This window comes from Streptomyces spectabilis, from assembly GCF_008704795.1.
Lineage (GTDB): Bacteria > Actinomycetota > Actinomycetes > Streptomycetales > Streptomycetaceae > Streptomyces > Streptomyces spectabilis.
The window spans coordinates 5421879-5448303 of sequence record NZ_CP023690.1 but is presented as its reverse complement, the minus strand read 5'-3'; the positions used below and the strand labels follow the sequence as shown (position 1 = coordinate 5448303).

Genomic DNA, 26425 nt, shown 5'->3' with positions numbered 1-26425 from the left:
CCGGTGAGCGACCCGGGAGTCAGTCGGCCGTGAGGACGAAGGACGCGCGGTCCGAGCCGAGGGCCTCGGACTTGGCCTCCACCAGATAGGTGTCGGGCTTCGCCGACCCCGGCGGAGGCGTGGCGCACTGGGGCGCGCTCGGCTTCAGGTCCCACTCGACGACGTGCGAGACCCGGCCGTCCCCGGGGACCCGGAAGAGCAGGCTCGTACCGCCCGCGGCGGGGCAGTCGTCGGAGGACCAGATCTCGTCGCCCGAGCCGGACTGAGTGATCGTCAAGACCGTGCCCTTGGCGCCGAGATCGACCTTGCACGCCTTGCCGCCCGTGTTCACGGCGGTCAGCTGGAGCTTCGGCTTCTGCCCGGCCCCGTACTCGTTCCGCAGGCTGCGCAGCTTCAACTTCACCGCGCCGGGGGCGCAGTTGGGGAGCGTGGAGCCCGCGGGCAGCCGGTTGCCCGAGCCGCCGCCGCCCTTCGCGCCGTCGTCGGAACCGGAGCCGTCCCCGGCGCCGCCGCCGGAGCCCTCGCCCGAGCCGCCGCCGGAACCGGAGCCCCCGTCCCCGTCCCCGTCTGAACCGCCGGAACCACCAGAGCCGCCGGAGCCGCCGGAGCCCTCCGACTCCTCCCGGCCGCCCGGGTGTTCGCTGATCGCGGGGCCCGAGCCCGAGGGGCCCGGCGTGATGGACGTCGCGGGGCCGTTGCCCGACGGCCCGTCAGCACCGTTCTTCCCGCCGCCCCCGCCCGAGGCGAGGGCCCAGACGACGAGGAGCAAGAGGAGTCCGAGCACGGACAGCAGAACGGCCCTCCGACGCCAGTAGATGGAGGAGGGAAGCGGCCCGATCGGATTGCGCAGAGATCCCACGCCCAAACCTTACGAGAGAACGGCGCGTTCTCTGGCCCCACCCGCCGCCCAGGTTCACAACTTTTGCGGATCATCATCACGGTTCCGGCCACGCGCCCCGCCCCGCACCCGCCCCCTACCGGGCCCGTCGTCCCGTCCTCGCCCCGTCCCCGCCCCGCGCCCTCCCTGTCTTTCGTCAGGTCTGATATCGGTCCATCGCTGGATGTGACGATTCGAGATCCCTACGTACGGTCCGTAATCATGGACACCATGGATTCCTCCGGCCTTTACCGCGACATCACCGAGTTCGCCCATGACACCCCCGGCTGGGTGCAGCACCTCGCCGAGGTGTGGACGGAACTCGGCCTGCTGCTCTTCGGCGCGCTGTTCGTCGTCGCCTGGTGGCGGGCGCGGCGCGGGGACTCCCGCGCGCTCGCGGTGGCGGTCCTGGCGCCCCTGGGCACGGCCCTCGCGTATGTGATCAGCGAGGCGGCGAAGTCCATGGTGGACGAGGAACGGCCGTGCCGGGCCGTGAAGGGCGCGCTCACGCCGCTCGTCGAGTGCCCGCCGCACGGCGACTGGTCCTTCCCCAGCAACCACTCCACGATCGCGGGCGCCGCCGCCGTCGGCCTCGCGCTCGCCTGGCCGCGCGTCGCCGCCCTCACCTTGCCGATGGCGGTCCTCATGGCCTTCTCGCGGGTCTTCGTGGGCGTGCACTACCCGCACGACGTGGCCGTCGGCCTGGTGCTCGGCGCGGTCGTCGCGTTCCTCGCGGTGCGCCTTGCCACGCGCCCCGTGGCGCGGGTCGCCGAGACGATGCGGGGGTCGCGCACGGCGCTCGTCACCTGGTTCGCGGGCCCCGGCCCGGCGACGGCGCACGCGTCCGGAGGCGCCTCGGCTCCGGCACCGGCGTACGCGGCGCCTTCGACGTACGACGGGTACGGGGCGTACGGGTCGTACGGGGCGCCCTCTGCACAGCACCCGTCCCCGGCGCACGCCGACGCCCCGCACGCCGCCCCGTACGACGACACGACGCCGTACCCGTACGCCACGCAGGCCCCGTACGCCACGCAGGCCCCGTACGGCACGCAGGCGCCCTACGGCACCCAGGCCCCCTACGGCGAAGCGGCGTACCCGGGGCAGGCCGCGGACCCCTACGTCCCGCACCCCCAGCAGGGCGGCTACCCCCAGGGCGACTACCAGCAGAGCGGCTATCACCAGGGCGACTACCAGCAGAGCGGCTATCACCAGGGCGACCACCAGCAGCCCCCGACGCACCGCCCGTGAGGCGGGATCAGCCCGGGGCGCCCGGAGCGGTCCGCGCGCCGTCGTCCGCGACGAGCCCCGCCTCGTGCGCGACGATCGCGGCCTGAACGCGGTTCTTGACCTCCAGCCGGTCGAGGACCGCGCTCACATACGCCTTGACCGTGCCCTCGACGAGGTGCAGGCGCGCGGCGATCTCCGGGTTGGACAGGCCCGCCCCCACCAGGCCGAGGACCTCGCGCTCGCGCGGGGTCAGCGCGGCCACGCGCGCGCGGGCCGCCGACTCGCGGCCGATGCGCCGCCCGCCGAGCCCGTCGATGACGTACCGGGCCACCTTCGGCGACAGGAACGCGGCTCCGCCCGCCACGGCCCGTACGCCCGCGATGAGTTCGTGCGGGTCCCCGGACTTCAGCAGGAAGCCGGTGGCGCCGCCGCCGAGCGCGCGGGCGACGTACGCGTCCTCGGAGAACGTCGTCAGCATCGCGACCGCCGTGCCCGGCAGCGTCCGTACGATCTCCTCGCCCGCGGCGAGGCCGTCCAGGCGGGGCATGCGGATGTCGAGGAGCGCCACGTCGGGGCGGTGCGCCCGGGCCAGCTCGATCGCCTCCCGGCCGTCGGCCGCCTCGGCGACGACCTCGATGCCGTCGCCCGCGGTGAGGATGGCCCGTACGCCCGCGCGGATCATCGCCTCGTCGTCGGCGAGGAGCACGCGGATCACCGCCGTCCTCCGGCGCCGCTCTCGGTGGCCGAACCGGCCTTGGGGATCACCGTCTTGTCCACGAGCTTTCCGTTCTCGAAGCAGAGCCTGAAGTGCGCTGAGGAAGTGAAGAGTTGACCGCTGGCGCGGTAGTAGCGGCAGTCCGCCCCCGGAGGCGGCCGGCTCGGCGCCCGGTCCACGGGCGGGTCGTCGACGCCGCGCTCCGGCAGCACGGCCGCGACGTCGGCCTGCTCCGCGCCCACCCGCAGCGCCGCGAAGTCGGCGGGCTTCAGGACCGAGTGCGTCTTCGTGTACGCGTACCAGCCGAAGGTCCCGGCGATCAGCACGGCGCCGGTCGCGGCGGCGGCCCCGAAGGCGAGCACGGTGCGGCGCCGGGCGTGGGCGAGCGTCCCCGAGGGCAGCGGCACGGCGTCCACGAGGACGCCCGTCCCCGGCGGAACGCTCGCGTCCGCCGGAATCACCGCGCGCACCCGGAAGCCCCCGCCGTGCGGCCCCGCGTCGAGGTCGCCGCCCAGGGCCGCCAACCTGGTGTGCAGATCCGCGAGGCCGGAGCCGCCGCCGGGGGGTGAACCGGGCTCCCGGGACGGTCCGTTGGTGACCGTGATCGTCGTACGGGGGTCCGCGCGGGTCGCCGCGACGGTGACGGGGGCTCCGGGCGCGTACTTCGCCGCGTTGGTCAGGGCCTCCTGGACCACGCGGTAGGCGAGGCGCTCCGTCGGGCCGGGTTCCTCCGCGCCGTCCGCGACGTACCGCACGGGGAGGCCCGACTCGGCCGCCCGCGCGACCAGTTGCTCCACCGTCTCGCCGGGCGGCGCGAGGGGGGCGGGTTCGTCGCCCTCGTCCCGCAGTACGCCGATGATCTCGCGCAGCCGGTCGGTGGCGTCGGCGGCGGCGACGCGCAGGTCGGAGGCCGCCGCGCGATGGTGCTCCGGCAGGTCGGCGGCCAGCTGGAGGGCGCCCGCGCGCACCGCGATCAGGCTCAGCTCGTGGCCGAGCGAGTCGTGCATGTCCTGGGCGATGCGGGCCCGCTCGCGCAGCCGGGCGCGGTCGGCGACGATCCGCTGCTCGCGCTCCAGCTGGTCGGCGCGGGCGAGCGCCGCCGCGGTCAGGGCGAGGCTCTGCCGCCAGTAGCGGCCCGCGAGCCAGGGGAAGACCGCGCCGAACAGGAGCGTGGCCATGAGCACCAGCCACTCGACGACCGGGTCGACGTCGCGCACCGCCACCTTGGCGGTGCCCGCCGCGGCGACCGCCGCGAACGCCAGGAGCGCGGGCCTGGCCCGCGGCCCGTGCCTGCCGAGCAGATACGCGAAGGCCGCGAGGGCCATGCCGTACGAGACCGTGAACAGGGAGGGCGCGGTGGCCTCGCCGGGGGCCGCGGCGAGCAGGAACGCCAGGGTGGGGCGGCGGCGCCAGACCGCGGCGGCCGCGGCGAGGGCGGCGAGGCCGCCCAGCTGCTGCCAGGCCGTGCGCGGCTCGTTCAGGCCGATCGCGTCGGCCGTCGCGGCGGGGATGGCCAGGGCCAGCCACAGCAGGGCGTCCACATGGCGTCGGGTTCTCACCCTCCCGACGCTACGTGCCTGCGGCCGCGTGCGGACCTGTCGATCGGCAGGGCTCTTCTCCCACCCGCCCGCCCCGTTCGTCGCGCTCCGCGCTCGTCCTCAGACGCCGGACGGGCTTGATCGGTCCACTGACACCGCCGTCGTCCGACCGTTCCCGCACCGCGCTGACGCGCTTGTCCTCAAACGCCGGACGGGCTGGGTGGGCCGGGGCCCACGTTCAGCGCGCGGCGAGCGTGCCGTGCCGCTGGCCCGTGCCCTCCGTGGCAGGATCGTGGGCATGCCGACCGCACTCGCCGCCGACCGGACCGACAGCCGAGCCGCAGAGGGGCCCTCGGCCCACGGCAGGCTCCACTCCCCCGTCATCGCCTGGTTCGACGCACACGCGCGTGACCTGCCGTGGCGCCGCCCGGACGCCGGGCCCTGGGGGGTCATGGTCAGCGAGTTCATGCTCCAGCAGACGCCCGTCGCCCGGGTCCTGCCCGTGTACGAGCAGTGGGTCGCGCGCTGGCCGCGCCCGGCCGACCTGGCCAAGGAGGCGCCCGGTGAGGCCGTGCGCGCCTGGGGGCGGCTCGGTTATCCGCGCCGCGCGCTGCGCCTGCACGGCGCCGCCGTCGCCATAACGGAGCGCCACGGCGGCGACGTACCGACGCAGCACGCGCAGCTGCTCGCGCTGCCCGGCATCGGCGAGTACACCGCGGCGGCCGTCGCGTCCTTCGCGTACGGGCAGCGGCACGCCGTGCTCGACACGAACGTCCGCCGGGTCTTCGCGCGGGCCGTGACCGGCGTGCAGTACCCGCCGAACGCCACCACCGCGGCCGAGCGCAAGCTCGCCCGCGCGCTGCTGCCCGAGGACGAGGCGACCGCCGCGCGCTGGGCCGCCGCGTCCATGGAGCTCGGCGCCCTGGTGTGCACCGCGAAGAACGAGGACTGCGGGCGCTGCCCGATCGCCGCGCACTGCGCGTGGCTCGCGGCGGGCAAGCCCGCGCACGAGGGCCCGGCGCGCCGCGGCCAGACGTACGCCGGTACGGACCGCCAGGTGCGCGGCAAGCTGCTCGCGGTGCTCCGCGAGGCCGTGACGCCGGTGCCGCAGACGGCGCTCGACCGGGTGTGGGACGAGCCGGTGCAGCGGGCCCGCGCCCTGGACGGGCTCGTCGCCGACGGTCTGGTGGAGCCCCTGCCGGACGGGTTCTACCGGCTGCCGCTGACCTGAGTCACGAAGGGCCGCGGGCCGCCGCGGGGTCTCCGTAACAAGCCCGCGGCGACAAATCGGGCAAGCACTCCCACATTGAGCTGCGGGTTTACCTCTGCCCTACTTCTGTTACACAACCGACGTACAGCCGTGCGTCCGCCGCTGGCTGCTCCGCATGGCGCCGTGACAACGCCTCCGTAACTTCATTCCCGTACCGCACAGGCAAGGGATCGCGGTCAGCGAACCGGGGACGAACGGAACGGAGGCGGTTGGGAATGGCGCACGGCGAGGTGCTCGAGTTCGAAGAGTACGTCCGCACTCGGCAGGACGCCCTGCTGCGCAGCGCCCGACGGCTCGTTCCGGACCCCGTCGACGCGCAGGACCTGCTGCAGACGGCGCTCGTGCGGACGTACGGCCGCTGGGACGGCATAGCCGACAAGCGGCTCGCGGACGCCTATCTGCGCCGCGTCATGATCAACACCCGGACCGAGTGGTGGCGCGCCCGCAAGCTCGAAGAGGTGCCGACCGAGCAGCTGCCGGACGCCTCCGTGGACGACGCCACCGAGCAGCACGCGGACCGCGCCCTGCTGATGGACATCATGAAGGTGCTCGCCCCGAAGCAGCGCAGCGTCGTCGTGCTGCGACACTGGGAGCAGATGTCCACGGAGGAGACGGCCGCCGCCCTCGGCATGTCGGCCGGGACGGTCAAGAGCACGCTGCACCGGGCGCTCGCCCGGCTCCGCCAGGAGCTGGAGAGCCGCGACCTCGATGCGCGCGCGTTCGAACGTGAGGAGCGGGAGCGTTGCGCGGCCTGAGTTCCCGGGGTGTGCGTCCGAAGGCGGGGAGTGCGGCGGTGGCCGTGCTCGCCGCCCTCGGGCTTTTGCTCGCCGTGACGAGCTGCTCCACGGGCGGCTCCGGCACCCGTGACGAGGGTCCGGCGCGCACCGGGGCCGTTGCCTCGGCCTCCCCCTCGGAGTCCCCGTCGCCCGCTCCCAAGAACGTCGACGCGGTCCAGCTCGTCAAGGACGACCCGAAGGTCAGCCTCGCCGTGAAGCGGGATCTGAAGCCGTGCACCGAGGACGAGTACCCGGTGGACGTCTCGTACGGCAACCTGACCGGAGCAGCGTCGTCCGACGTGGTCGTGAACGTGCTGACCTGTGGTGACGCCGTGGGCATCGGAAGTTACGTGTATCGCCCGGACGGCAAGAAGTACGAGAATGTCTTCGCCGACGAGCAGCCTCCCGTCTACGCCGAGATCGACCGGGGCGCCCTGGTCGTCAGCAAGCAGCTGTACGGCAAGGACGGCTCGGTGGCGGAGCCCACCGGCGAGGACGTCATCACGTACCGCTGGACGACGGACCGCTTCACCGAGCGGGGCCGCGTCCGCAACAACTACAGCAGCGCGGTGGGCGGCGAGTCCACCGCTCCGAGCGACAACTGAATCCCGTCCGGACCCGACCTTGACCACCCCTAACTGAGAGCACCCGATGGCAGAACACACCCATGTCCTGTTCGTCGAGGACGACGACGTCATCCGCGAAGCCACGCAGCTCGCCCTGGAGCGGGACGGCTTCGTGGTCACCGCCATGCCCGACGGCCTGGCGGGCCTCGACGCGTTCCGGGCCGACCGGCCCGACATCGCGCTGCTCGACGTGATGGTCCCGGGCATGGACGGCGTCTCGCTGTGCCGCCGCATCCGCGAGGAGTCCACGGTCCCGGTGATCATGCTGTCGGCGCGGGCCGACTCGATCGACGTGGTCCTCGGCCTGGAGGCGGGCGCGGACGACTACGTGACCAAGCCGTTCGACGGCGCCGTCCTGGTCGCCCGCATCCGCGCCGTCCTGCGCCGCTTCGGGCACGCCAGCGGCTCCGGCACGGCGGGGTCGGCGGCCCAGGACCAGGGGCCCGCGGACGGCGGCGTGCTGACCTTCGGCGACCTGGAGATCGACACCGAGGGCATGGAGGTGCGCCGCGGCGGCCAGCCGGTCGCCCTGACGCCGACCGAGATGCGCCTGCTCCTGGAGTTCTCCTCCGCCCCCGGCACCGTCCTGTCCCGCGACAAGCTCCTGGAGCGCGTCTGGGACTACGGCTGGGGCGGTGACACCCGCGTCGTCGACGTCCATGTGCAGCGCCTTCGTACGAAGGTGGGCCAGGACCGCATCGAGACGGTCCGCGGCTTCGGCTACAAGCTCAAGGCGTGAGCTTGCGGGATGCGATACGAGGCGCTGCGCGCCGGGCACGCCGCAGCGGTGCCCGCACGGCGGTCCGGGGGACGGACATGAGCGGGGCGGCACGGCCCGGGCTCGGCCCGCGCGGCGAGCGGGGCGGGCGCGACGGCCGCACCGGCTTCGGCGGCCGCGCCGGCGGTGTGCGGGACCGGCTGCTCGGCCTGGTCGGACAGCGGCTGCGGACCGGCGTGCGGTGGAAGATCGCCACCGCCATCGGCCTGGTCGGCGCGCTCGTCGCGATCGCGCTCAGCCTCGTCGTGCACAACGCCGCCCGCGTGTCCATGCTCGACAACGCGCGCGACCTCCAGGACGAGCGCGTCCAGATCGCCCAGCGCAACTACGAGGCGCGCGGCACCACCACCGCCATCTTCGGCACCAAGGTCGACGACCCGGAGCTGCCGCAGGAGCTGCGCCGCCAGGTCCTCAAGGGGCGCCGCGCCACCTACGTCCAGGAGCGCGGCGAGGGCCCGCCCGACATCTGGGCGGCCGTGCCGCTCAGCAACGGCCACGTCCTGTCGGTGCACACCCGCTTCACCGACCGCAGCGCCACGATCATGAAGGACCTCGACCAGGCCCTGGTCATAGGGTCCATCTCGGTCGTCTTCGGCGGCTGCGCGATCGGCGTGCTCATCGGCGGCCAGATGGCGCGCCGGCTGCGCAAGGCGGCGACGGCCGCGAACGAGGTCGCCCAGGGCCAGACCGAGGTGTCCGTACGGGATGCCATCGGCGGCGTCGTGCGCGACGAGACCGACGACCTCGCGCAGGCCGTGGACGCCATGGCGGACGCGCTCAAGCAGCGCCTGGAGGCCGAGCGGCGGGTGACCGCCGACATCGCGCACGAGCTGCGCACGCCGGTGACCGGGCTGCTCACGGCGGCCGAGCTGCTGCCGCCCGGCCGCCCGGCGGAGCTGGTCAAGGACCGCGCGCAGGCGATGCGCACGCTCGTCGAGGACGTCCTGGAGGTGGCCAGGCTCGACTCCGCTTCGGAGCGGGCCGAGCTGCAGGACATCATGCTCGGCGAGTTCGTGAGCCGGCGGATGGCCACGCTGCCCACCGAGGTGACGGTGGCCGTGGTGCACGAGTCGGAGGTCACCACCGACCCGCGCCGTCTGGAGCGCATCCTGCACAACCTGGTCACCAACGCCGCCAAGCACGGCAAGCCGCCCATCGAGGTGAGCGTGGAGGGCCGCGTGGTGCGCGTGCGCGACCACGGCCCCGGCTTCCCCGAGGCGCTGCTCGCCGAGGGCCCGAGCCGCTTCCGGACCGGCTCCGCGGACCGCGCGGGCCGCGGCCACGGCCTGGGCCTGACCATCGCGGCGGGCCAGGCGCGGGTGCTCGGCGCGCGCCTGACCTTCCGCAACGTGCGCCCGCCGGGGGCGTCGCCCGACGAGCCCGCCGAGGGCGCCGTGGCCGTCCTGTGGCTGCCCGAGCACGCGCCGACGAACACCGGCAGCTACCCGATGCTCCAGCTGCCGGACCACATGTGAGGCGCCTTCACGGGCGCGGCACCGGCGGCGCGGTCAGGAGCACCACTCCTGGTCGAGGTCGAGGCCGCCCTCGCGGCGCTGCGTGAACGAGAACCAGTTGCCGGAGTCGTCGCGGAAGAGCGCCTCGGTGCCGTACGGCCGCTCCTGGGGCTCCTGGATGAACTCGACGCCGCGGGCCTTCAGCTTCTCGTAGTCCCCGTGGACGTCGTCGGTGACCAGCACGCCCGCGCCGAGGATGCCCTTGGCGACGAGCTTCTTCATGGCCTCGGCGGACTCCGGGTCCATCCCCGACGCGCTGGGGACCATCAGCGTCAGCTCGACGTCCGGCTGGTCCTTCGCGCCGACGGTGAGCCAGCGCATGCCGCCGTCGCCCATCGTCATGTCGGTACGGACCTCCAGGCCGAGCTTCTCGGTGTAGAACTCCTTGGCCCGGTCCTGGTCGAGGACCCAGACGGTGGAGATGGCGAGTCCCTTGATCATGATGTGCTCCTGTGCGCGGGGGATGTCCTGCCTGCCCGGCCACCGTAGGCAGAGGGTCCGGGGCGCCGCTTCTCAAGAATTGCGGTCCCGCCCGGTGCCGGGGAAGCCGCCGGCCCACAGCAGCGCGTAACACCCCGGTATGAGCGCGGTGCCGCGGCCCACGTGCCGGGTGCGGTACTCGCTGGGGGTCAGGCCCGTCTGCCGCTTGAACGTCGCCGAGAAGGTGCCGACGCTGGAGAAGCCGACGAGGAAGCACACCTCCGTGACGGCCAGGTCGGCCGAGCGGAGCATGTCCTCGGCACGCTCGATGCGGCGCCGCGACAGGTACTGGCCCGGGGTCTCGCCGTACGTCTCCTTGAAGGCGCGGATGAAGTGGAAGCGGGAGTAACCGGCGTGCGCGGCCACCGCGGCCAGGTCGAGGTCGGGGTCGGCCCAGTCGCGGTCCATCGCGTCCTTGGCCCGACGCAGCTGCCGCAGTTTCTCCACGGTTCCGATGCTGGCACGCGGCACTGACAACGGCCCCCCGGCGGGCACAGGGAACGGCGGCGGCCCCCGGCGCGGCTGCGCCGGGGGCCGTGGGGCCGGGGTGCGGGGCGGCCGCTCGGACGGCCTCTGCCGCCGTCCGTTCCGTCCCGCGCGCGGAGTCCCCGTCCGCGCTCCCGGCCGGCCTACTTGTCGCCCGAGGCGGCGGACGCGGCGGGCGCGGCCCCCCGCAGCGGCGTCTCCCGCACGAACACCGCGGCCAGCAGCGCGGCCACCGCCATCACCGAGCCGAGCACGAACGCGGCGTGCGTACCGGACGACACGGCGTGCTGATAGGCGTCGCGCACCACGTCCGGCAGCTTGGCGAGGCTCGCGGCGTCGAGCTGGGCCGACTGCTCGGTGACCTTGCCGCCCGCGGCACCGGCCCGCTCGGCCATCTCCTCGTGCACCCGGTTGTTGAACAGCGCGCCCATGACGGCGACGCCGAAGGACGAGCCGAGCGTGCGGAACAGCGTGGCCGAGGAGGAGGCGACGCCCATGTCCTTCATCTCGACGCTGTTCTGCGCGACGAGCATGGTGATCTGCATCAGGCAGCCCATGCCCGCGCCGAGGACGGCCATGTAGATCCCGGAGGTCAGCCGGGAGGTCTCGGTGTCCATCTGGGCGAGCAGGAAGAGGCCCACGGCCATCAGGACGCTGCCGGCCACGGGGAAGATCTTGTACTTGCCGGTGGAGGTGGTGACGCGGCCCGCGACGTTCGACACGGCCATCATGGCGAGCAGCATCGGCATGAGCAGCAGGCCGGAGTTGGTGGCCGATGCCCCCTGCACGGCCTGCTGGTACAGCGGCAGGAAGAGCATCGCGCCGAACATCACGAAGCCGGTCAGGAAGCTGATCACCGACATCAGCGTGAAGTTGCGGCTGCGGAAGATCCGCAGCGGCATGAGCGGCTCGGCGGCCTTCTGCTGAACGAAGTAGAAGCCGACGAGCGCCGCGGCGCCGAGGCCGATGAGCTCCATGATCACGGCCGAGCCCCAGGCGTACTCGGTGCCGCCCCAGGTGGTCACCAGGACGAAGGAGGTGATGCCGACGGTGAGCAGGGCCGCGCCCAGGTAGTCGATGCGCCCGGTGGTCTGCTTCTTCGGCAGGTGCAGCACGGCGCTGACCATGAACAGGGCGACGACGCCGAGCGGCAGGTTGATGTAGAAGGCCCAGCGCCAGCCGAGGTGGTCGGTGAGGGTGCCGCCGACGAGCGGGCCGCCGATCATCGCGACCGCCATGACGCCGGTCATCATGCCCATGTACTTGCCGCGCTCCCGGGGCGGCACCAGCTCGCCGATGATCGCCATGACGCCGACCATCAGGCCGCCCGCGCCGAGCCCCTGGACCGCGCGGAAGGCGATGAGCTGCCCCATGTCCTGGGCCAGGCCGCTGAGCGCGGAGCCGACCAGGAAGATCACGATGGAGGTCAGGAAGGCGCCCTTGCGCCCGTACAGATCGCCGAGCTTGCCCCAGATCGGGGTGGAGGCGGCGGTCGCGAGGGTGTACCCGGTGACGACCCACGACAGGTGCTCCAGGCCGCCGAGGTCACCGACGATCGTCGGCATCGCGGGGCTCACGATCATGTTGTCGAGCATCGCGAGGAGGATCGCGACCATCAGCGCGAAGATCACCACGCGCACGCTCCGCTGGGGCGGCTCCTCCACCACCCGTTCCTTGCTTCCCGGCCCGACTGCTACGGCACTCGCCATGACGCTCCCCGCTCCCCGACTACTTACTTGCCGCCCGGCAAGTTGACTACACTGAGGGAAGGTAGACCCCCAACTAGCCGGGCGTCAAGCAAGTTGGCTAGCCGGGCGTCAAGTAAGTACCAAGGGGTCGCAAAGAGGCCGGGCCCCTCGGGCGAAGAAGGAGTGCGAGGATCGCCCCATGGGCACAGGGAAGCAGCAGCGCCGCGGTGACACCCGCCAGCGCATTCAGGACGTAGCGCTCGAACTGTTCGCCGAGCAGGGGTACGAGAAGACGTCGCTGCGGGAGATCGCCGAGCGTCTCGAGGTCACGAAGGCGGCGCTCTACTACCACTTCAAGACCAAGGAAGACATCCTCACCAGCATCTTCGACGACATGACCCGCCCCATCGACGAGCTGATCGAATGGGGCAAGGAGCAGCCCCGCACCCTGGACACCAAGCGGGCGATCCTCACGCGCTACAGCGAGATCCTCACGAACGCCGCGCCCCTCTTCCGCTTCATGCAGGAGAACCAGGCGACGATGCGCGACCTGAAGACCGGTGAGAGCTTCAAGGACCGCATGCTCGCCCTCCTGGACATCCTCAGGGACGACGATCCGGCGACGCCGATGACCGCGCAGGTGCGCTGCTTCAGCGCGCTGTTCACCATGCACGGCGGGATGTTCGTGCTCAAAGACGCCGATGGCGACCCCGAGGAGAAGCGGAAGGCCATCCTCGAGGTCGCCATCGAATTGGTGACCCAGGCGCACCACGGCGCCTGAGTCAGAGCGTGCGCGCGGAGGGGATCACACGCGCACGCCCTGCTTGCGCAGGAAGGAGACCGGGTCGACGGCCGAGCCGTAGTTCGGCGTCGTGCGGATCTCGAAGTGCAGGTGGGGGCCGCTGGAGTTGCCCGTGTTGCCGGAGAGGGCGATGCGCTGGCCGCCGGTGACGGCCTGGCCGACGCGGACCTCGACGCGCGAGAGGTGGGCGTACTGCGAGTACGTGCCGTTGGCGTGCTTGACGACGACGGCGTTGCCGTACGCGGGACCGTCACCGGCGCCGTTCGGACCGGCCTTCACCACGGTGCCGGCGTGCACGGACTTGACCACGGTGCCGGTCGGGACGGCGAAGTCCTGGCCGGAGTGCTTGTGGGCCCACATGCTGCCGCCGAGGCCGAAGGTCGCGGAGAGGCGGTAGCGGTCGACCGGGTCCTGCCAGGCCGGAGCACTCGGAGCCTTGCCCGCGGCGCCCGCCGCGCCCACGCCCATGACCGTCACCGCGCCGACGCCGACGGCGACGACGGCCGCGCGGACGCGGCGGGACGGACGGCCGGAATGGTGGGACTTCGAGCGCTTCGACATGGGGACCTCCGGGGCGGGCGGCACAGGTGTGCCGGGGGCGCGGGCCGCACGGGGAGCGGCCCGCACGCTGGGGACGTACAAGGCAAGAACCGCAAAGGGAATCCGGCACGCGAGGGGGGTGCGTGCCGGATGGCCATCCCTTGGTAACCCCCACCCCGCCCGGCGCCCAAAACGCGCTTCTACTAGGAGGGGCCGTAGCCCCGGGGGCGGGTTGCGGGCCGAAAGTCCCGTCCACGGCGTCGAAGGGCACCACTAACCGTCCTCGTATGTGACGTATGCCCTGTGCCCCATGTCACCGCCCGGAAGATCCACCACCGGGCGGATGTGACCGGCGCTACGCTCGCGCGCATGGAACCCGCGGCCGTCGGCATCCGTCTCGCCTCCGGAATCGTCACCCCTCTGGTCAGGAAACTGTTCACGCGTCCCGGCCCGGGCGCCGCCCTGGTGGACAAACCCGTACGTATCGACTCCTTGGTGTCGTTCACGGGAGAGCGCCGGAAGCTGACGGAGAACGACCTGCGCGGCCTCGCCGCCGAACTGGTCCGCCAGGCGGTCCGTGCGGGCGAGCGCCCGCTTCCCGCCGACGAGGAGCAGGCGGTGGTCCACGCCCTGACGGACACCCTGCACGCCCTCGGCGACGTCACCCTGACCGACGTGGAGGCGGTGGAGCTCGGCCACGAGGACCTCGCGCGGCGTCTGCGCCGGGCGGCCGCGACGACGACCGGGGACCCGGCCCGCGACCTGCCGGCGGACGCCACGTACTTCTACGAGCGCCTGCTCACCACCACCTGTCTGCACGTCCTGAACTTCTTCACGCAGCGGTCGACGTTCGTGTCCCACACCCTGGTGCGACAGAGCCGTCGCCAGGCCGAACTGGTAGCCAAAGTTGACGAGCTGATCAGAAGGGACCCCCTTCCGGGAGCCGAGGACGCCTCGTTCGAGCAGCGGTACCTGGAGTACGTCGCGAAGAGGCAGGGCAAGCTGACGATCTTCGGGATCGACCTGGCCAACTCGCCCGGGAAGTGGCCGCTGGACACGGCGTACATGAGCCTGCTCGCGACCCCCCGGGAGGACATCTACTACGTCGGCGACGTCGAGCCGGGCGACGACTGGCCGGAGCTGCTCGGGAAGCCCCTGGTGCCCGAGGAGGAGCCCCACCCCGCCGACCAGGCCCTCGCCACCCACGACCGCGTCCTCCTGCGCGGCGAGGCGGGCTCCGGCAAGACGACCCTGGTGCAGTGGCTCGCGGTGTCGGCGGCCCGCCAGGACCTCGACGACCGGATGGCGTACCTGTACGACCGCGTCCCGTACGTCCTGCCGCTGCGCACCCTCACCCGCCACGGCGAACGTCTGCCCGCGCCGAAGGACTTCCTCGCGGCCGTGGGCTCGCCCCTGGCCGGGGAGCAGCCCGACGGCTGGGAGGCCCGCGTCCTCAGGGCGCGCCGGGCCCTGCTCCTGGTCGACGGCATCGACGAGGTCCCGGACGCGGAGCGCGCCCGCACGCGCGCGTGGCTGGCGGACCTCATGGACGCCTACCCCGGCAACCGGTGGCTGGTCACGTCCCGCCCCTCGGCCGTACGGGACGACTGGCTGGCGGACGAGGGCTTCACGGAGCTGACCCTGGCGCCGATGCGCGGGCCGGACGTGGCCGCGTTCATCGGCCGCTGGCACGCGGCCGCGACGACGGGCGCCCCGGAGGACGACGCCGAGCTCGCGGCCTACGAGACCCAGCTCCTCGCGGCCGTCCGGGCCAAGCCCGACCTCGGCCGTCTCGCCACCAACCCGCTGATGTGCGGCCTGATCTGCGCCCTTCACCGGGACCGCAGGGGCTTCCTCCCGCTCGGCCGCAAGGACCTCTACACGGCGGCCCTGTCCATGCTCCTGCTGCGCCGGGACCGCGAGCGCCACATGGGCATGCCGGAGCTGCGGGAGGAGCCCCAGCTCCAGGTCCTGCAACGGCTCGCGTACTGGCTCATCCGCAACGGCCGCACGGAGATGGACCGCTCGCGGGCGGAGACGATCATCGCGGACGCGCTCCCCGCGGTGCCGGAGCTCGCCGCGCTCGGTGCCGCGCCCGCGGTGTACGACCACTTCCTCCAGCGCAGCGGGCTGCTCAGCGAGCCGGGCCCGGACACGGCGGTGTTCGTCCACCGCACCTTCCAGGACTTCCTGGGCGCGCGGGCGGCCGTCGACGAGGGCGACTTCGGCATGCTCGCGCGCCACGCGGCCGACGACCAGTGGGAGGACGTGATCCGCATGGCGGTGGCGCAGGCGCGGCCGCGCGAGCGGGCCGAGATCCTGCGCGACCTGCTCGCCCACGGCGACGGACTGCGCGACGCCCCGCGCGCCCGCGTCCACCTCCTGGCGACGGCCTGCCTGGAGCACGCGGCGGAGCTCGACCCGGCGGTACGGACGGAGGTGGAGCGGCGCACGGCCGCCCTCGTGCCGCCGCGCGACGCCGCCGGCGCCCGCAAGCTGGGCGCGGTCGGCCCCATGGTGCTCGACCTGCTCCCCGGCCCCGACGGCCTGACCGAGGCCGACGCCCTCAACGTCGCCATCGCGGCGACGCACGTCCCGTCCGACGCGGCGATCCCCTTCCTCGCCCGCTTCACGAGCCACCCCGCCCAGTCCGTGCGCGGCCAGCTCATGTGGGGCTGGACCCGCTTCGACCGCCGCCTGTACGCGGAGCAGGTCGTCGCCCGGCTCGTCGACGGCGAGACCCACTTCACGCTCCGCTCCGACGACGAGATCACGGAACTCGTGCGCCTGGGCCTTCGCCCCCGGCACCTGGACATCAGGGAGACGGTCGGCGTCGACGCGGCCTCGCGCATCCTCACGGCCTGCGACCCCGTCGTCCTCGACCTCGCGGTCCCGCCCGGCCGGCTGACCCCCGAGGCGTGCGCGTCCCTCGGCTCCCTGACCGAACTGCGCGTCATCGACGTGCGCGAGCCGTGGAGCCTCGCGCTCTTCCCCGCCGAGGCGCCGCTGCGGACGTTCGGCCTCTTCGGCCAGCGCCGCTATCTGCGGGACGTCTCCGAGATCGACCGGTGGCCGACCCTCAACTGGGTGATCGCCGCGCGGGACTCCTACCCGGCGGCGCCCGCGCACTGGCAGGCGCTCGCCCGCCTCCCCGAGCTTGATCAGCTCACCTTGTCCACCGGCCCCCTGGCCACCGCCCCGCCGGAGCTGCGCCTGCCGACGGTCCGCACCCTGCGCCTCAACCACTCGGCCCTCTGGGAGTCGGCGGCACCGCGCCTGACCGAGCTCTTCCCGGAGCTGCGCCTCCTGCGCGTGATGGCGCACAAAGTGGACCTGGACCTCTCGGCGCTCGCGCCGCACCCCACGCTGAGCCGCGTCGTGGTGCACGCCAAGCGGGTGTGCGGCCTTCAGGAGCTGCCCGACCGCATGACAGTGGAGGCGCACACCCCGCGCGCCGACTGAAACAGCCGCTCCGTGCCCCTTAAGAAGCCGAACTCCCAAACCACCCCCACACGTTCGGATGACCCCACAGAGTTCCCGCCCCTGTAAAGCACCGGCTGCGCGAGCCTCGCCCCATGCACAAGTACGAAGATCTGCTGGCCGAAGCGAAGGCCACGGCAGAGGGGGCCCGCCTCCGCACCCGGAGGGCCGTGAACACCGAACTGGTCCAGATGTACTGGCGGATCGGCAAGCTGATCCTCGCCCGCCAGACAGAGGACGGCTGGGGCACCGGCATCGTGGCCCGTCTCGCCACGGACCTCCGGGGCGCCTTCCCCCGGCAGCGGATCTTCTCGTACCGGAACCTCGTGCAGACCCCGAAGATGGCGCACACCTGGCCCGCGCTCATCACCCAGCGCCCGGTCGCCCAGCTCCCCTGGAGCCACATCACGGTGCTGCTCGACAAGCTGCACACCCGCGCGGAGCGGGACTTCTACGCCACCGAGGCAGTACGCAACGGCTGGTCGCGGGCGCAGCTGAACCTGGCCATCCGCCAGCGCCTGCACCTCCCGCAGCGCGGCACCACCCCGCTCCCGGACGACGCCACCCTGCCGGACGGCTCCCCGGCCCTCGCCGAACTCGCCTGCGACCCCTACCGCCTGGACTTCCTGCGCCTGGACGACCAGCGCCCCGCGGCCGACCCCACGTACGAGGAGTCGATCGCGAACCGGATGGTCCGGGTCCTCACCGGCCTCGGCACCGGCTTCGCCTTCGTCGGCTGCCGCTACCCCGTCCTCGCCGGTGACCAGTACCACCGCGTGGACCTGCTCTTCTACCACCTCACCCTGCGCCGTTACGTCGCCTGCGCCCTCGGTACGACGACCGCGCGGCCCACCCACCTCACCCGCCTGGACACCCAGGTGCGGGCGGTGGACCGCCTTGTGCGCGACCCCGACCGGGACGCGCCCACCATCGGCGTGCTCATCGAGACGAGCAGCGGCCAGGCCACCTACACCTCGCTGCCCCCGCGCGGCCGGCAGCTGCTGCCCACCGAGGAGGACCTGGCGCGGGTGCTGCGGGAGGCCATCGGCCCGGTCGACGCCGCCCCGCACCTGTGAGGGCGGGCCGCGCCCCGCGGGGATAGGCCGCCGCTCCGAAGGGGTAGGCAGCGCCCATGGACCCCCTCCTCCTCGGCACGCGCCTGGCGTCGAGCGCCCTCACCCCTCTCGTGCGGAAGCTCTTCGTACGCGAAGGTCCGGGCGCGGGGCTCGCGGACCGGCCCGTGCGCCTCTCCGCGCTCGTCTCGTTCCGGGGCGAGAAGCGCGCCCTGGACGAGCGCGACGTACGGAAGCTGGCCGGTCAACTGGTCCGGCGAGCCGTGGAGTCGCCGGGCGAGCCGCCCTTCCCGGCCGACGAGGAGACCGCCGTCACCGACGCCCTCGCGAGTCGGCTGCTCGCCCTCGGCGACCTGGACATGGACGACGTCCAGGCGGTCCGCCTCGGCCATCGGACGCTGGCCCGCAAGCTCCACACGCACGCACCCGGGCTCTCCACGGACGCCACCGTCTTCCTGGACTCCGTCACGGAGTGGGCGTGCGTGCACATCCTGCACTTCTTCACCCAGCGCAGCACCTTCACGGCCCGCACCCTGGTGGAACAGAGCAGGTCCCAGGCGGAACTCATAGTCAAAATTGACGAGTTGATCCGAAGGAACCCCCGCCCCAGCGCCCAGGACGCCTCCTTCGAGCGCCGCTACCTCCCGTACGTCGCCGACAAGCACAACCACCTCACCATCTACGGCATCGACCTGCGCGAGTCCCCCGACCGCTGGCCCCTGGAGGTCGCCTATCTGACCCTGGAGGCGACCACGTACGAGGAGTACTCGGTCGGTGACCACATGGGCGCCGCCCTCGTCACGGTCCCGCTCTCCGCCGCCGCCACGTTCACCGGCCGGCCCCGCGTCCTGCTGCGCGGCGAGGCGGGCTCCGGCAAGACCACGCTCGTCCAGTGGCTCGCGGTCTCGGCGGCCCACGAGGGCACCCGGGTGCCCTTCGTCCTCCCCCTGCGCACCCTCGTGCGCGCGCCCGCCCTGCCGGGGCCCGGCGCCTTCCTGACCGCCGTGTCCTGCCCGCTCGGAGCCCCCGACGGCTGGGCCGAACGCGTCCTGGCCGCCGGGCGCGGCCTCGTCATGGTCGACGGCATCGACGAGGTCCCGGCCGCCGACCGCGCCCGCACCCGCGACTGGCTCCTCGACCTCACCCGCGCCTACCCCGACAACCGGTGGCTCGTCACCACCCGCCCCACCGCCGTCCGCCCCACCTGGCTCGCGGAGCAGGGCTTCCACGAGCTGACCCTGGCCCCGATGAAACGCGCCGACGTGGCCACCTTCGTACGCCGCTGGCACACGGCCGCCGACGCGCGCGACTACGAGGACCGGCTCCTGACCGCCCTGCGCGGCAAACGCGACCTGGCCCGCATGGCCACCAACCCCCTCATGTGCGGCCTGATGTGCGCCCTGCACCGCGAGCGCCGCGGCTTCCTGCCGCAGGGCCGCAAGGAGCTGTACGACGCCGCGCTCTCCATGCTCCTCACCCGCCGCGACCGCGAACGCGGCATGGGCGGCACGGCCGACGGCATCGAACTGGGCGAGGAGGCCAAGCTCGAACTCCTCCAGTCCCTCGCCTACAGCCTGATCCTCAGCGGCCGCACCGAAATGGACCAGGACGGCGCGGTGCTGCTCCTGGAGCGCGCCCTGCCCACCGTCGCCTCCGCCGCCGCGCAGGGCGACGCCGACGCGGTCTTCCGCCATCTGCTGCTGCGCAGCGGACTGCTGCGCGAGCCGGGGCCCGGCGTCGTGGACTTCGTCCACCGCACCTTCCAGGACTACCTGGGCGCGCGGGCCGCCGTGTCCGACGGCCACCTCGACGCCCTCGTGAGCCACGCGGGCGACACCGGCTGGGAGGACGTGATCCGCATGGCCGTCGCCCACGCCCGCCCCCGCGAACGCGCCGCGCTGCTGCGCAAACTGCTCGCCGCCGACGGCTCCGCCCGGGTCGGCCTCCTCGCCCTGGCCTGCCTGGAGGACGCGACGACCCTCGACCCTGCCGTCCACAAGGAGGTCGAGACCCGGGCCGCGGGCCTCATCCCGCCCCGCACGGCGGCCGAGGCCCGCGTCCTGGCGGAGGCGGGCCCCCTGGCCCTGGAACTGCTTCCCGGCCCGGAGGGGCTCTCGGACGACGAGGCCCTGGGCGTGGTCGTCACGGCCGGTCTGGTGGGCGACGAGTTCGCCCTGCCGGTCCTGAAGCGGTTCCGGACCCACGCCGACACCCGGGTGTGCTCCCAACTCAACTCTGCCTGGATCCAGTTCGACACCGAGGAGTACGCCGATGAAGTCCTGGCCCATGTCTCCCCGGACGAGCTCTACTTCACGGCGCGGAGCCGCGCCCAGGCACAAGCCCTCCGCCGGATCGGCCCCTTTGCGCGGATGAGTATTTCCGGCGCCTACACGGCCGAGGAACTCCTCGCCTTCGTCGATCCGGACGTCCTCACGCGCCTCACGGTCTTCGACAACCCGATGCTGAACGACCTCAGCCCATTCACCAGGCTGCGCCGTCTCCGTCAGCTCACGGTGTCCAACTGCCCAACGCCCATTGATCTCGCGCCCATGGCCTCATTGGCCCTGGAAAGGCTGTACCTGCGCGGTACGGGCAATGCCGATTCCATACGCGGTCTGAAACAGCTGAGGACACTGCGCGTACTTGGTATCAACTACACCCTGAACGGCGACGACCTCACCGCGTCGCTGCCTACTGGTGCCCCCTTGGAGAACCTGAGCCTGTATGACGGAGCCCTGGGCACATCGGGCTTGCGAGGTCTCGGCCGCTGGCCGACCTTGACCTACCTGATGCTGGCCATGGGCGAATGCGAGCCGACCTCAGCGGACTTCGAGGAACTGGCCGCTCATCCCTCCCTGGATGAACTCCTCCTGGAGCCGCCCGTGCTTCCCTACCTTCAGGAAGCCCCTGAACTCCCCCGAATCGCGACGCTCCGCCTCTTCCCCTTGTACGGGACCGAAGACCTCTCGCACCTGCCTCGGGTCTTCCCTGGTGTACGCGAGGTCGTCATCACGCCCGCAGGCCAACGATACTTTCCGGCTGACCGCTATGAGGGGCTCTTCCCCCACGCCCGGGTCGAGGTCCGGAAGACCTTCTGGAACACCTCGACCTCCTAGACCGAAACGGGGCTGCCCCGGACCGTTTCGTACGGTCCGGGGCAGCCCCGTCAGCGCGCCCTCGAAGGGCTACGCCTCCTTGCTCAGATTCGGCCCCGAGCCACCGGCGGCCGACTCGATCGGCGGGACGTCCGGCAGCGCGGCCTTCTCCTCGCCACGGAAGGTGAACGTGGCGGCCTCGCCCTCGCCCTCCGTGTCGACGACCACGATGTGGCCCGGACGCAGCTCACCGAAGAGGATCTTCTCGGAGAGCGTGTCCTCGACCTCGCGCTGGATGGTGCGGCGCAGCGGCCGGGCACCCAGGACGGGGTCGTACCCCTTCTTGGCGAGGAGCTCCTTCGCGGCCTGGGAGAGCTCGATGCCCATGTCCCGGTCCTTCAGGCGCTCGTCCACCTTGCCGATCATGAGGTCGACGATCTGGAGGATGTCGTCCTGGCTCAGCTGCGGGAAGACGACGACGTCGTCCACGCGGTTGAGGAACTCGGGGCGGAAGTGCTGCTTCAGCTCGTCCGAGACCTTGTTCTTCATCCGCTCGTAGTTGGTCTTCTTGTCACCCGAGGCCGCGAAGCCCAGGTTGAAGCCCTTGGAGATGTCCCGGGTGCCGAGGTTGGTCGTCATGATGATGACCGTGTTCTTGAAGTCCACGACCCGGCCCTGGGAGTCGGTCAGGCGACCGTCCTCCAGGATCTGGAGCAGCGAGTTGAAGATGTCCGGGTGGGCCTTCTCGACCTCGTCGAAGAGGACCACGGAGAACGGCTTGCGGCGGACCTTCTCGGTCAGCTGACCGCCCTCTTCGTACCCCACGTAGCCGGGGGGCGAGCCGAAGAGGCGCGAGACCGTGTGCTTCTCGCTGAACTCCGACATGTCGAGGGAGATCAGCGCGTCCTCGTCACCGAAGAGGAACTCGGCGAGGGCCTTGGACAGCTCGGTCTTACCGACGCCGGACGGGCCCGCGAAGATGAACGAGCCGCCGGGGCGCTTGGGGTCCTTCAGACCGGCACGCGTACGCCGGATCGCCTTCGAGAGCGCCTTGACGGCGTCCTTCTGGCCGATGACGCGCTTGTGGAGCTCGTCCTCCATGCGCAGGAGCCGGGAGGACTCCTCCTCGGTCAGCTTGAAGACCGGGATGCCGGTGGCCGTGGCGAGGACCTCGGCGATCAGCTCGCCGTCGACCTCGGCGACGACGTCCATGTCGCCGGCCTTCCACTCCTTCTCGCGCTTGGCCTTCGCGGCGAGGAGCTGCTTCTCCTTGTCGCGCAGGGACGCGGCCTTCTCGAAGTCCTGGGAGTCGATCGCCGACTCCTTGTCCCGGCGCACGCCCGCGATCTTCTCGTCGAACTCGCGGAGGTCCGGCGGCGCGGTCATCCGGCGGATGCGCATCCGGGAACCGGCCTCGTCGATCAGGTCGATCGCCTTGTCCGGCAGGAAGCGGTCCGAGATGTACCGGTCGGCGAGGGTGGCCGCCTGCACGAGGGCCTCGTCCGTGATCGAGACGCGGTGGTGGGCCTCGTAGCGGTCGCGCAGACCCTTGAGGATCTCGATGGTGTGCGGCAGGGACGGCTCCGCGACCTGGATCGGCTGGAAGCGGCGCTCGAGGGCCGCGTCCTTCTCCAGGTGCTTGCGGTACTCGTCAAGGGTGGTCGCACCGATGGTCTGGAGCTCGCCGCGGGCCAGCATCGGCTTGAGGATGCTCGCCGCGTCGATGGCGCCCTCGGCGGCACCCGCACCCACGAGCGTGTGCAGCTCGTCGATGAACAGGATGATGTCGCCGCGGGTGCGGATCTCCTTGAGGACCTTCTTCAGGCGCTCCTCGAAGTCACCGCGGTAGCGGGAGCCGGCGACCAGGGCGCCGAGATCCAGCGTGTAGAGGTGCTTGTCCTTGAGGGTCTCGGGCACCTCGCCCTTGACGATGGCCTGGGCGAGGCCCTCGACGACGGCGGTCTTGCCGACGCCGGGCTCACCGATCAGGACGGGGTTGTTCTTCGTGCGGCGGGACAGCACCTGCATGACCCGCTCGATCTCCTTCTCGCGCCCGATGACCGGGTCGAGCTTGGACTCACGAGCGGCCTGGGTGAGGTTCCGGCCGAACTGGTCGAGGACCAGGGACGTGGAGGGCGTGCCCTCGGCAGGACCGCCGGCGGTGGCGGTCTCCTTGCCCTGGTAGCCGGAGAGCAGCTGGATGACCTGCTGCCGCACCCGGTTGAGATCGGCGCCCAGCTTGACCAGGACCTGGGCGGCGACGCCCTCGCCCTCGCGGATCAGGCCGAGCAGGATGTGCTCCGTGCCGATGTAGTTGTGGCCCAGCTGAAGGGCCTCGCGGAGCGACAGCTCCAGGACCTTCTTGGCCCGGGGGGTGAAGGGGATGTGGCCCGAGGGCGCCTGCTGGCCCTGGCCGATGATCTCCTCCACCTGCTGGCGGACCGCCTCGAGCGAAATCCCGAGGCTCTCCAGGGCCTTAGCGGCGACACCCTCACCCTCATGGATCAGGCCCAGGAGGATGTGCTCGGTGCCGATGTAGTTGTGGTTGAGCATCCGGGCTTCTTCCTGAGCCAGGACGACAACCCGCCGCGCGCGGTCGGTGAACCTCTCGAACATCGTTAATCGCTCCTCAGAGCGGTCAGGCAGTAAGGGGTCGGTCCCCTCCCTGTCCTTCCGCAGCTTAGTCCCGCAAGCGGGGACCGCTCATTCCAACTGCCGACACCCGTCCGGATCACCCTCACTACCGTAGGGAACGGTTCCTGACTCCAACGCCGACACATGCTCCAACCTGATGGTGCGAGACGATGTTCCCGCAGGCCAAGCGGTTACCCTCGCCATCAGTACGCCGTTGGCGAACGTGAGACGCCTGAACACTGCGTGTCGCCCCTCCCCACTAGGGATGTCTTACCCGTATGCACTGACACTCCATGCGGCGCACACCGGTTCCCTCCGCTACGGGCGAACACCCTTGCGCCGAAGAGAGCCCTGACACGCCCCCGATTTCGCCACCGTACGCAACCAGTGCACCACCCTGCGTGATGCCTGCCGTAACTCCCGTACGCCTCGGGCGGTTGCTCCTGACATGGCCCTCCCCAGCGTTCCGCACCCCCGGCCGCCCGCCGAACCGCGTACCCGGCGCGACAGCGCGCTGCGGGACGACCCGGTACGACGGTGGTACGAGCGGGACCTCGGCTGGCCGGTGCGCACCGGGCCGGGGCCCGGGACGGCCCTCCGTCTGGTCACGGGCGTGCGCTTCGACGTCCTTCAGCTGCCCGCCGAGGCGGGCTTCGCCGCGCTGCGCCACCTGGGCCCGAAGGCGCCCGTGGCCCTGCACGGCGGGACGATGCGGCTCCTGGTGGCCGCGGGCAGCGCCGATGAGCTGCCGGGGCTGCTCGACTGGCTGGAGTGGGGGGACATTCCCCTGGATCTCACGGCGATCGGCACGGGCGGCCTGATCGACGCCCCGACACCGCCGGGAATGCCCGGCTCACGGGGGGCCGCCGCCTGGCTGCGCCCCCCGGAGCCCGGACACGAAGTGGAAGCCGCGCTGCCGTCGCTCACGACGCTGGCGGCCCCGGCGCCGCGCGCTGCGGCGCGGGCCCTGGACGGCAGCGGAACCGACCCCCATTCCGGCTCCGCCACGGGCTCCGATCTCGTACGGCTCGTGGACACGGCGGCGACGCAGTGCCACCGGATCCGCTTGCGGCGTACGAGCAATCAGCCGTTGGCCTTCTCGTAGGCCTCGCGGATGGACGCGGGGACGCGGCCGCGGTCGTTGACCTCGAAGCCGTTGTCCTTCGCCCAGGCGCGGATCTGCGCGGTGTCCTGGCTCTGGCTCGCCGCCGGAGCACGCCCCTTGCCACGACCGCTCGCGCGGCCCCCGGTGCGCCGACCGCCCTTGAGGTACGGCTCGAGAAGCCCGCGGAGCTTGTCTGCGTTGGCGGTGGTGAGATCGATCTCGTAGCTCTTGCCGTCAAGGGCGAACGTCACGGTCTCGTCCGCCTCGCCGCCGTCGAGGTCATCGACAAGAAGGACCTGAACCTTCTGTGCCACCGGATTTCCTTTCATCGATAACTTCAGGGCCGGGCCACGCGGCCTGAGCCGCCGATTCGCCGCCCCCTGTTATATGCAGCACTGCAGTACGTCGGAAAGCAAACCGCTTTTCCTGGAAAAACACAAACCCCTGGGAGAGACCGGCTCCACGAGATCCCGGGAAACATGCGCGTTTCGGACATAGCCCACCCCGCCATGTGACAGCCCGGAATAGTCCCGTCACGATCACAGATGCAGAAGCATCCGGCTGTTGCCCAAGGTGTTCGGTTTCACTCGTTCGAGGCCCAGGAACTCCGCGACGCCCTCGTCATAGGAACGAAGGAGCTCCGCGTAGACATCTGTGTCGACCGTATCCGCGGGCCTCTCGCCGATCTCCACGAAGCCGTGCTTGGCGAAGAAGTCGACTTCGAAGGTGAGGCAGAAAACGCGCCGGACACCGAGCCAGCGCGCGGTCTCCAGCAACTTACCGAGCAGCCGATGCCCCACGCCCGCGCCCTTGACCTGAGGATTCACCGCGAGGGTACGGACTTCGGCCAGGTCTTCCCACATCACGTGCAGGGCCCCGCAGCCGACCACCGTCCCGGCTTTGCCGTTGCCGCCGCCGCGTTCCGCGACCCAGAACTCCTGGATGTCCTCGTAAAGCGTGACAGTCGCTTTGTCGAGGAGGACACCCCGGCGGGCGTACGAGTCGAGCAGGGACCGCACCGCGGGCACATCCGTGGTGCGCGCCCTGCGTACGGAGACGGCATTCGGCGCGGAGTCGCACGGCGGCGGGACTTCGGATCGCTCCGCGGGGAGTTCGTCGGGCTCGGCTGGCATGGGCGGACGCTATCGCCCGGCCACCCGGTCAGGACCGTCGGGGTTCGCGCGGTTCTCGGGGTTCGCCTGGTTCGCCGGACTCGCGGGGCTCGCGGGGTTCTCATGGGATTCCACCATGCGGACCGCGTCGCTGAGGGCTTCCCGCTGCTGCGGCGACATCATGCCGAAGAAGGCGACGAGAGCGGCCGCGGGGTTGTCGCTCTGCGACCAGGCTTCGTTCATGAGTGCGGCCGAGTAGGCGGCGCGGGTCGAGACCGCCTCATATCGATAGGCGCGGCCTTCCGCTTCGCGGCGTACCCAGCCCTTCTGATGGAGATTGTCCAGAACGGTCATCACAGTGGTGTACGCGATCGACCGTTCCTGCTGAAGGTCTTCCAGGACTTCTCGAACGGTCACGGGGCGGTTCCACTTCCACACCCGCGTCATCACTGCGTCTTCGAGTTCTCCCAAGGGGCGAGGCACAGCAGAACAATAGTGGGCGAAGTGACCTAAGTCACTGAAGCCGCGAAAGAAGGGGCGGGTGGGATAGACATACCATAACGCCTGGTTTGGTGACAAAAAGGGCGTACGGCCCGCGTGGAAGGGGTG

At 71.8% G+C, this 26425-nt stretch carries 21 protein-coding genes and 1 pseudogene; 11 read left to right on the top strand and 11 right to left on the bottom strand.

Annotated features, from left to right (window positions below):
* Positions 1-19: 19 nt before the first annotated feature.
* Complete coding sequence (locus CP982_RS23860; protein ID WP_150512391.1) at positions 20-859, bottom strand: hypothetical protein; 840 nt, start codon at positions 857-859, stop codon at positions 20-22.
* Positions 860-1099: 240 nt separating this feature from the next.
* Here CP982_RS23860 and CP982_RS23855 point away from each other — a divergent pair.
* Positions 1100-1729 (top strand): annotated as a pseudogene (locus CP982_RS23855) (phosphatase PAP2 family protein); the annotation flags it as partial.
* A 403-nt stretch (positions 1730-2132) separates the two neighbouring features.
* On the opposite strand, the gene CP982_RS23850 reads toward CP982_RS23855, so the two are convergent.
* Positions 2133-2819: a response regulator gene (locus CP982_RS23850; RefSeq protein ID WP_150512390.1), complete on the bottom strand. Its 687-nt coding sequence runs from the start codon at positions 2817-2819 to the stop codon at positions 2133-2135.
* The gene (locus tag CP982_RS23845; RefSeq protein ID WP_229878971.1) at positions 2816-4378 is read right to left on the bottom strand and encodes a sensor histidine kinase; all 1563 of its coding nucleotides are present in this window, start codon (positions 4376-4378) and stop codon (positions 2816-2818) included. The genes CP982_RS23850 and CP982_RS23845 overlap by 4 nt, the downstream gene beginning before the upstream one ends.
* Positions 4379-4655: 277 nt before the next feature.
* Between CP982_RS23845 and CP982_RS23840 the strand changes: the two genes are divergently transcribed.
* The 5 genes from CP982_RS23840 to cseC all read left to right on the top strand — a co-directional run bounded on the left by CP982_RS23840 (position 4656) and on the right by cseC (position 9282).
* The gene (locus tag CP982_RS23840; protein WP_150512389.1) at positions 4656-5588 is read left to right on the top strand and encodes an HhH-GPD family protein; all 933 of its coding nucleotides are present in this window, start codon (positions 4656-4658) and stop codon (positions 5586-5588) included.
* Positions 5589-5842: 254 nt separating this feature from the next.
* Complete coding sequence (locus CP982_RS23835) at positions 5843-6382, top strand: SigE family RNA polymerase sigma factor (protein ID WP_030679845.1); 540 nt, start codon at positions 5843-5845, stop codon at positions 6380-6382.
* A 38-nt stretch (positions 6383-6420) separates the two neighbouring features.
* A complete protein-coding gene (locus CP982_RS23830) occupies positions 6421-7008 on the top strand; it encodes a hypothetical protein (RefSeq protein WP_150512388.1) in 588 nt (195 codons plus the stop codon).
* Positions 7009-7054: 46 nt separating this feature from the next.
* The gene (gene cseB, locus CP982_RS23825; protein WP_150512387.1) at positions 7055-7768 is read left to right on the top strand and encodes a two-component system response regulator CseB; all 714 of its coding nucleotides are present in this window, start codon (positions 7055-7057) and stop codon (positions 7766-7768) included.
* Positions 7769-7845: 77 nt separating this feature from the next.
* On the top strand, positions 7846-9282 hold the full coding sequence (gene cseC / locus CP982_RS23820) for a two-component system sensor histidine kinase CseC (protein WP_150512386.1): 1437 nt from the start codon (positions 7846-7848) through the stop codon (positions 9280-9282).
* A gap of 33 nt (positions 9283-9315) precedes the next feature.
* On the opposite strand, the gene CP982_RS23815 is transcribed toward cseC, so the two are convergent.
* The 3 genes from CP982_RS23815 to CP982_RS23805 all read right to left on the bottom strand — a co-directional run bounded on the left by CP982_RS23815 (position 9316) and on the right by CP982_RS23805 (position 11996).
* A complete protein-coding gene (locus CP982_RS23815) occupies positions 9316-9762 on the bottom strand; it encodes a VOC family protein (RefSeq protein WP_150512385.1) in 447 nt (148 codons plus the stop codon).
* Positions 9763-9834: 72 nt separating this feature from the next.
* Entirely contained in the window at positions 9835-10248 is a 414-nt protein-coding gene (locus CP982_RS23810) for a helix-turn-helix transcriptional regulator (RefSeq protein ID WP_150512384.1), read from the bottom strand.
* A 182-nt stretch (positions 10249-10430) separates the two neighbouring features.
* The gene (locus CP982_RS23805) at positions 10431-11996 is read right to left on the bottom strand and encodes an MDR family MFS transporter (RefSeq protein WP_150512383.1); all 1566 of its coding nucleotides are present in this window, start codon (positions 11994-11996) and stop codon (positions 10431-10433) included.
* Positions 11997-12174: 178 nt separating this feature from the next.
* Between CP982_RS23805 and CP982_RS23800 the strand changes: the two genes are divergently transcribed.
* Positions 12175-12756: a TetR/AcrR family transcriptional regulator gene (locus CP982_RS23800; protein ID WP_150512382.1), complete on the top strand. Its 582-nt coding sequence runs from the start codon at positions 12175-12177 to the stop codon at positions 12754-12756.
* 24 nt (positions 12757-12780) lie between these two features.
* Here the strand turns inward: CP982_RS23800 and CP982_RS23795 are convergent, their stop codons facing one another.
* Positions 12781-13338 carry a M23 family metallopeptidase gene (locus tag CP982_RS23795; RefSeq protein ID WP_150512381.1) on the bottom strand — a complete coding sequence of 186 codons (558 nt, stop codon included), beginning with the start codon at positions 13336-13338 and terminating at the stop codon, positions 12781-12783.
* Between the two features lie 348 nt (positions 13339-13686).
* Here CP982_RS23795 and CP982_RS23790 point away from each other — a divergent pair, with 348 nt between their 5' ends.
* The 3 genes from CP982_RS23790 to CP982_RS23780 all read left to right on the top strand — a co-directional run bounded on the left by CP982_RS23790 (position 13687) and on the right by CP982_RS23780 (position 20986).
* Positions 13687-16779 (top strand): NACHT domain-containing protein, encoded by a 3093-nt coding sequence (locus CP982_RS23790; RefSeq protein ID WP_150512380.1) that lies wholly within the window; start codon positions 13687-13689, stop codon positions 16777-16779.
* 113 nt (positions 16780-16892) lie between these two features.
* Complete coding sequence (locus tag CP982_RS23785; RefSeq protein ID WP_150512379.1) at positions 16893-17873, top strand: PDDEXK nuclease domain-containing protein; 981 nt, start codon at positions 16893-16895, stop codon at positions 17871-17873.
* A 56-nt stretch (positions 17874-17929) separates the two neighbouring features.
* Positions 17930-20986, top strand: a complete 3057-nt coding sequence (locus tag CP982_RS23780) for an NACHT domain-containing protein (RefSeq protein ID WP_150512378.1) — start codon at positions 17930-17932, stop codon at positions 20984-20986.
* Positions 20987-21055: 69 nt separating this feature from the next.
* Here CP982_RS23780 and CP982_RS23775 read toward each other — a convergent pair whose 3' ends face one another.
* Positions 21056-23581 (bottom strand): ATP-dependent Clp protease ATP-binding subunit, encoded by a 2526-nt coding sequence (locus CP982_RS23775; RefSeq protein WP_150512377.1) that lies wholly within the window; start codon positions 23579-23581, stop codon positions 21056-21058.
* 466 nt (positions 23582-24047) lie between these two features.
* Here CP982_RS23775 and CP982_RS23765 point away from each other — a divergent pair, with 466 nt between their 5' ends.
* On the top strand, positions 24048-24704 hold the full coding sequence (locus tag CP982_RS23765) for an SCO3374 family protein (RefSeq protein ID WP_150512376.1): 657 nt from the start codon (positions 24048-24050) through the stop codon (positions 24702-24704).
* Here the strand turns inward: CP982_RS23765 and CP982_RS23760 are convergent.
* From CP982_RS23760 to CP982_RS23750, 3 genes are all read right to left on the bottom strand, one after another.
* Positions 24683-25018: a histone-like nucleoid-structuring protein Lsr2 gene (locus tag CP982_RS23760; RefSeq protein ID WP_144320252.1), complete on the bottom strand. Its 336-nt coding sequence runs from the start codon at positions 25016-25018 to the stop codon at positions 24683-24685. The genes CP982_RS23765 and CP982_RS23760 overlap by 22 nt on opposite strands.
* A gap of 225 nt (positions 25019-25243) precedes the next feature.
* Entirely contained in the window at positions 25244-25837 is a 594-nt protein-coding gene (locus CP982_RS23755) for an amino-acid N-acetyltransferase (protein ID WP_150512375.1), read from the bottom strand.
* Positions 25838-25846: 9 nt separating this feature from the next.
* Positions 25847-26299, bottom strand: a complete 453-nt coding sequence (locus CP982_RS23750; RefSeq protein ID WP_150512374.1) for a BlaI/MecI/CopY family transcriptional regulator — start codon at positions 26297-26299, stop codon at positions 25847-25849.
* Positions 26300-26425 lie beyond the last annotated feature (126 nt).

Bases quoted from the DNA above. Each gene is read 5' to 3' on its own strand.
- CP982_RS23780 (WP_150512378.1), top strand. From the start codon at position 17,930: ATGGACCCCCTCCTCCTCGGCACGCGCCTGGCGTCGAGCGCCCTCACC.
- CP982_RS23795 (WP_150512381.1), bottom strand. From the start codon at position 13,338: ATGTCGAAGCGCTCGAAGTCCCACCATTCCGGCCGTCCGTCCCGCCGC.
- CP982_RS23805 (WP_150512383.1), bottom strand. From the start codon at position 11,996: ATGGCGAGTGCCGTAGCAGTCGGGCCGGGAAGCAAGGAACGGGTGGTG.
- cseB (WP_150512387.1), top strand. From the start codon at position 7,055: ATGGCAGAACACACCCATGTCCTGTTCGTCGAGGACGACGACGTCATC.
- CP982_RS23790 (WP_150512380.1), top strand. From the start codon at position 13,687: ATGGAACCCGCGGCCGTCGGCATCCGTCTCGCCTCCGGAATCGTCACC.
- CP982_RS23765 (WP_150512376.1), top strand. From the start codon at position 24,048: ATGGCCCTCCCCAGCGTTCCGCACCCCCGGCCGCCCGCCGAACCGCGT.
- CP982_RS23755 (WP_150512375.1), bottom strand. From the start codon at position 25,837: ATGCCAGCCGAGCCCGACGAACTCCCCGCGGAGCGATCCGAAGTCCCG.
- CP982_RS23835 (WP_030679845.1), top strand. From the start codon at position 5,843: ATGGCGCACGGCGAGGTGCTCGAGTTCGAAGAGTACGTCCGCACTCGG.
- cseC (WP_150512386.1), top strand. From the start codon at position 7,846: ATGAGCGGGGCGGCACGGCCCGGGCTCGGCCCGCGCGGCGAGCGGGGC.
- CP982_RS23840 (WP_150512389.1), top strand. From the start codon at position 4,656: ATGCCGACCGCACTCGCCGCCGACCGGACCGACAGCCGAGCCGCAGAG.
- CP982_RS23800 (WP_150512382.1), top strand. From the start codon at position 12,175: ATGGGCACAGGGAAGCAGCAGCGCCGCGGTGACACCCGCCAGCGCATT.
- CP982_RS23815 (WP_150512385.1), bottom strand. From the start codon at position 9,762: ATGATCAAGGGACTCGCCATCTCCACCGTCTGGGTCCTCGACCAGGAC.
- CP982_RS23775 (WP_150512377.1), bottom strand. From the start codon at position 23,581: ATGTTCGAGAGGTTCACCGACCGCGCGCGGCGGGTTGTCGTCCTGGCT.
- CP982_RS23785 (WP_150512379.1), top strand. From the start codon at position 16,893: ATGCACAAGTACGAAGATCTGCTGGCCGAAGCGAAGGCCACGGCAGAG.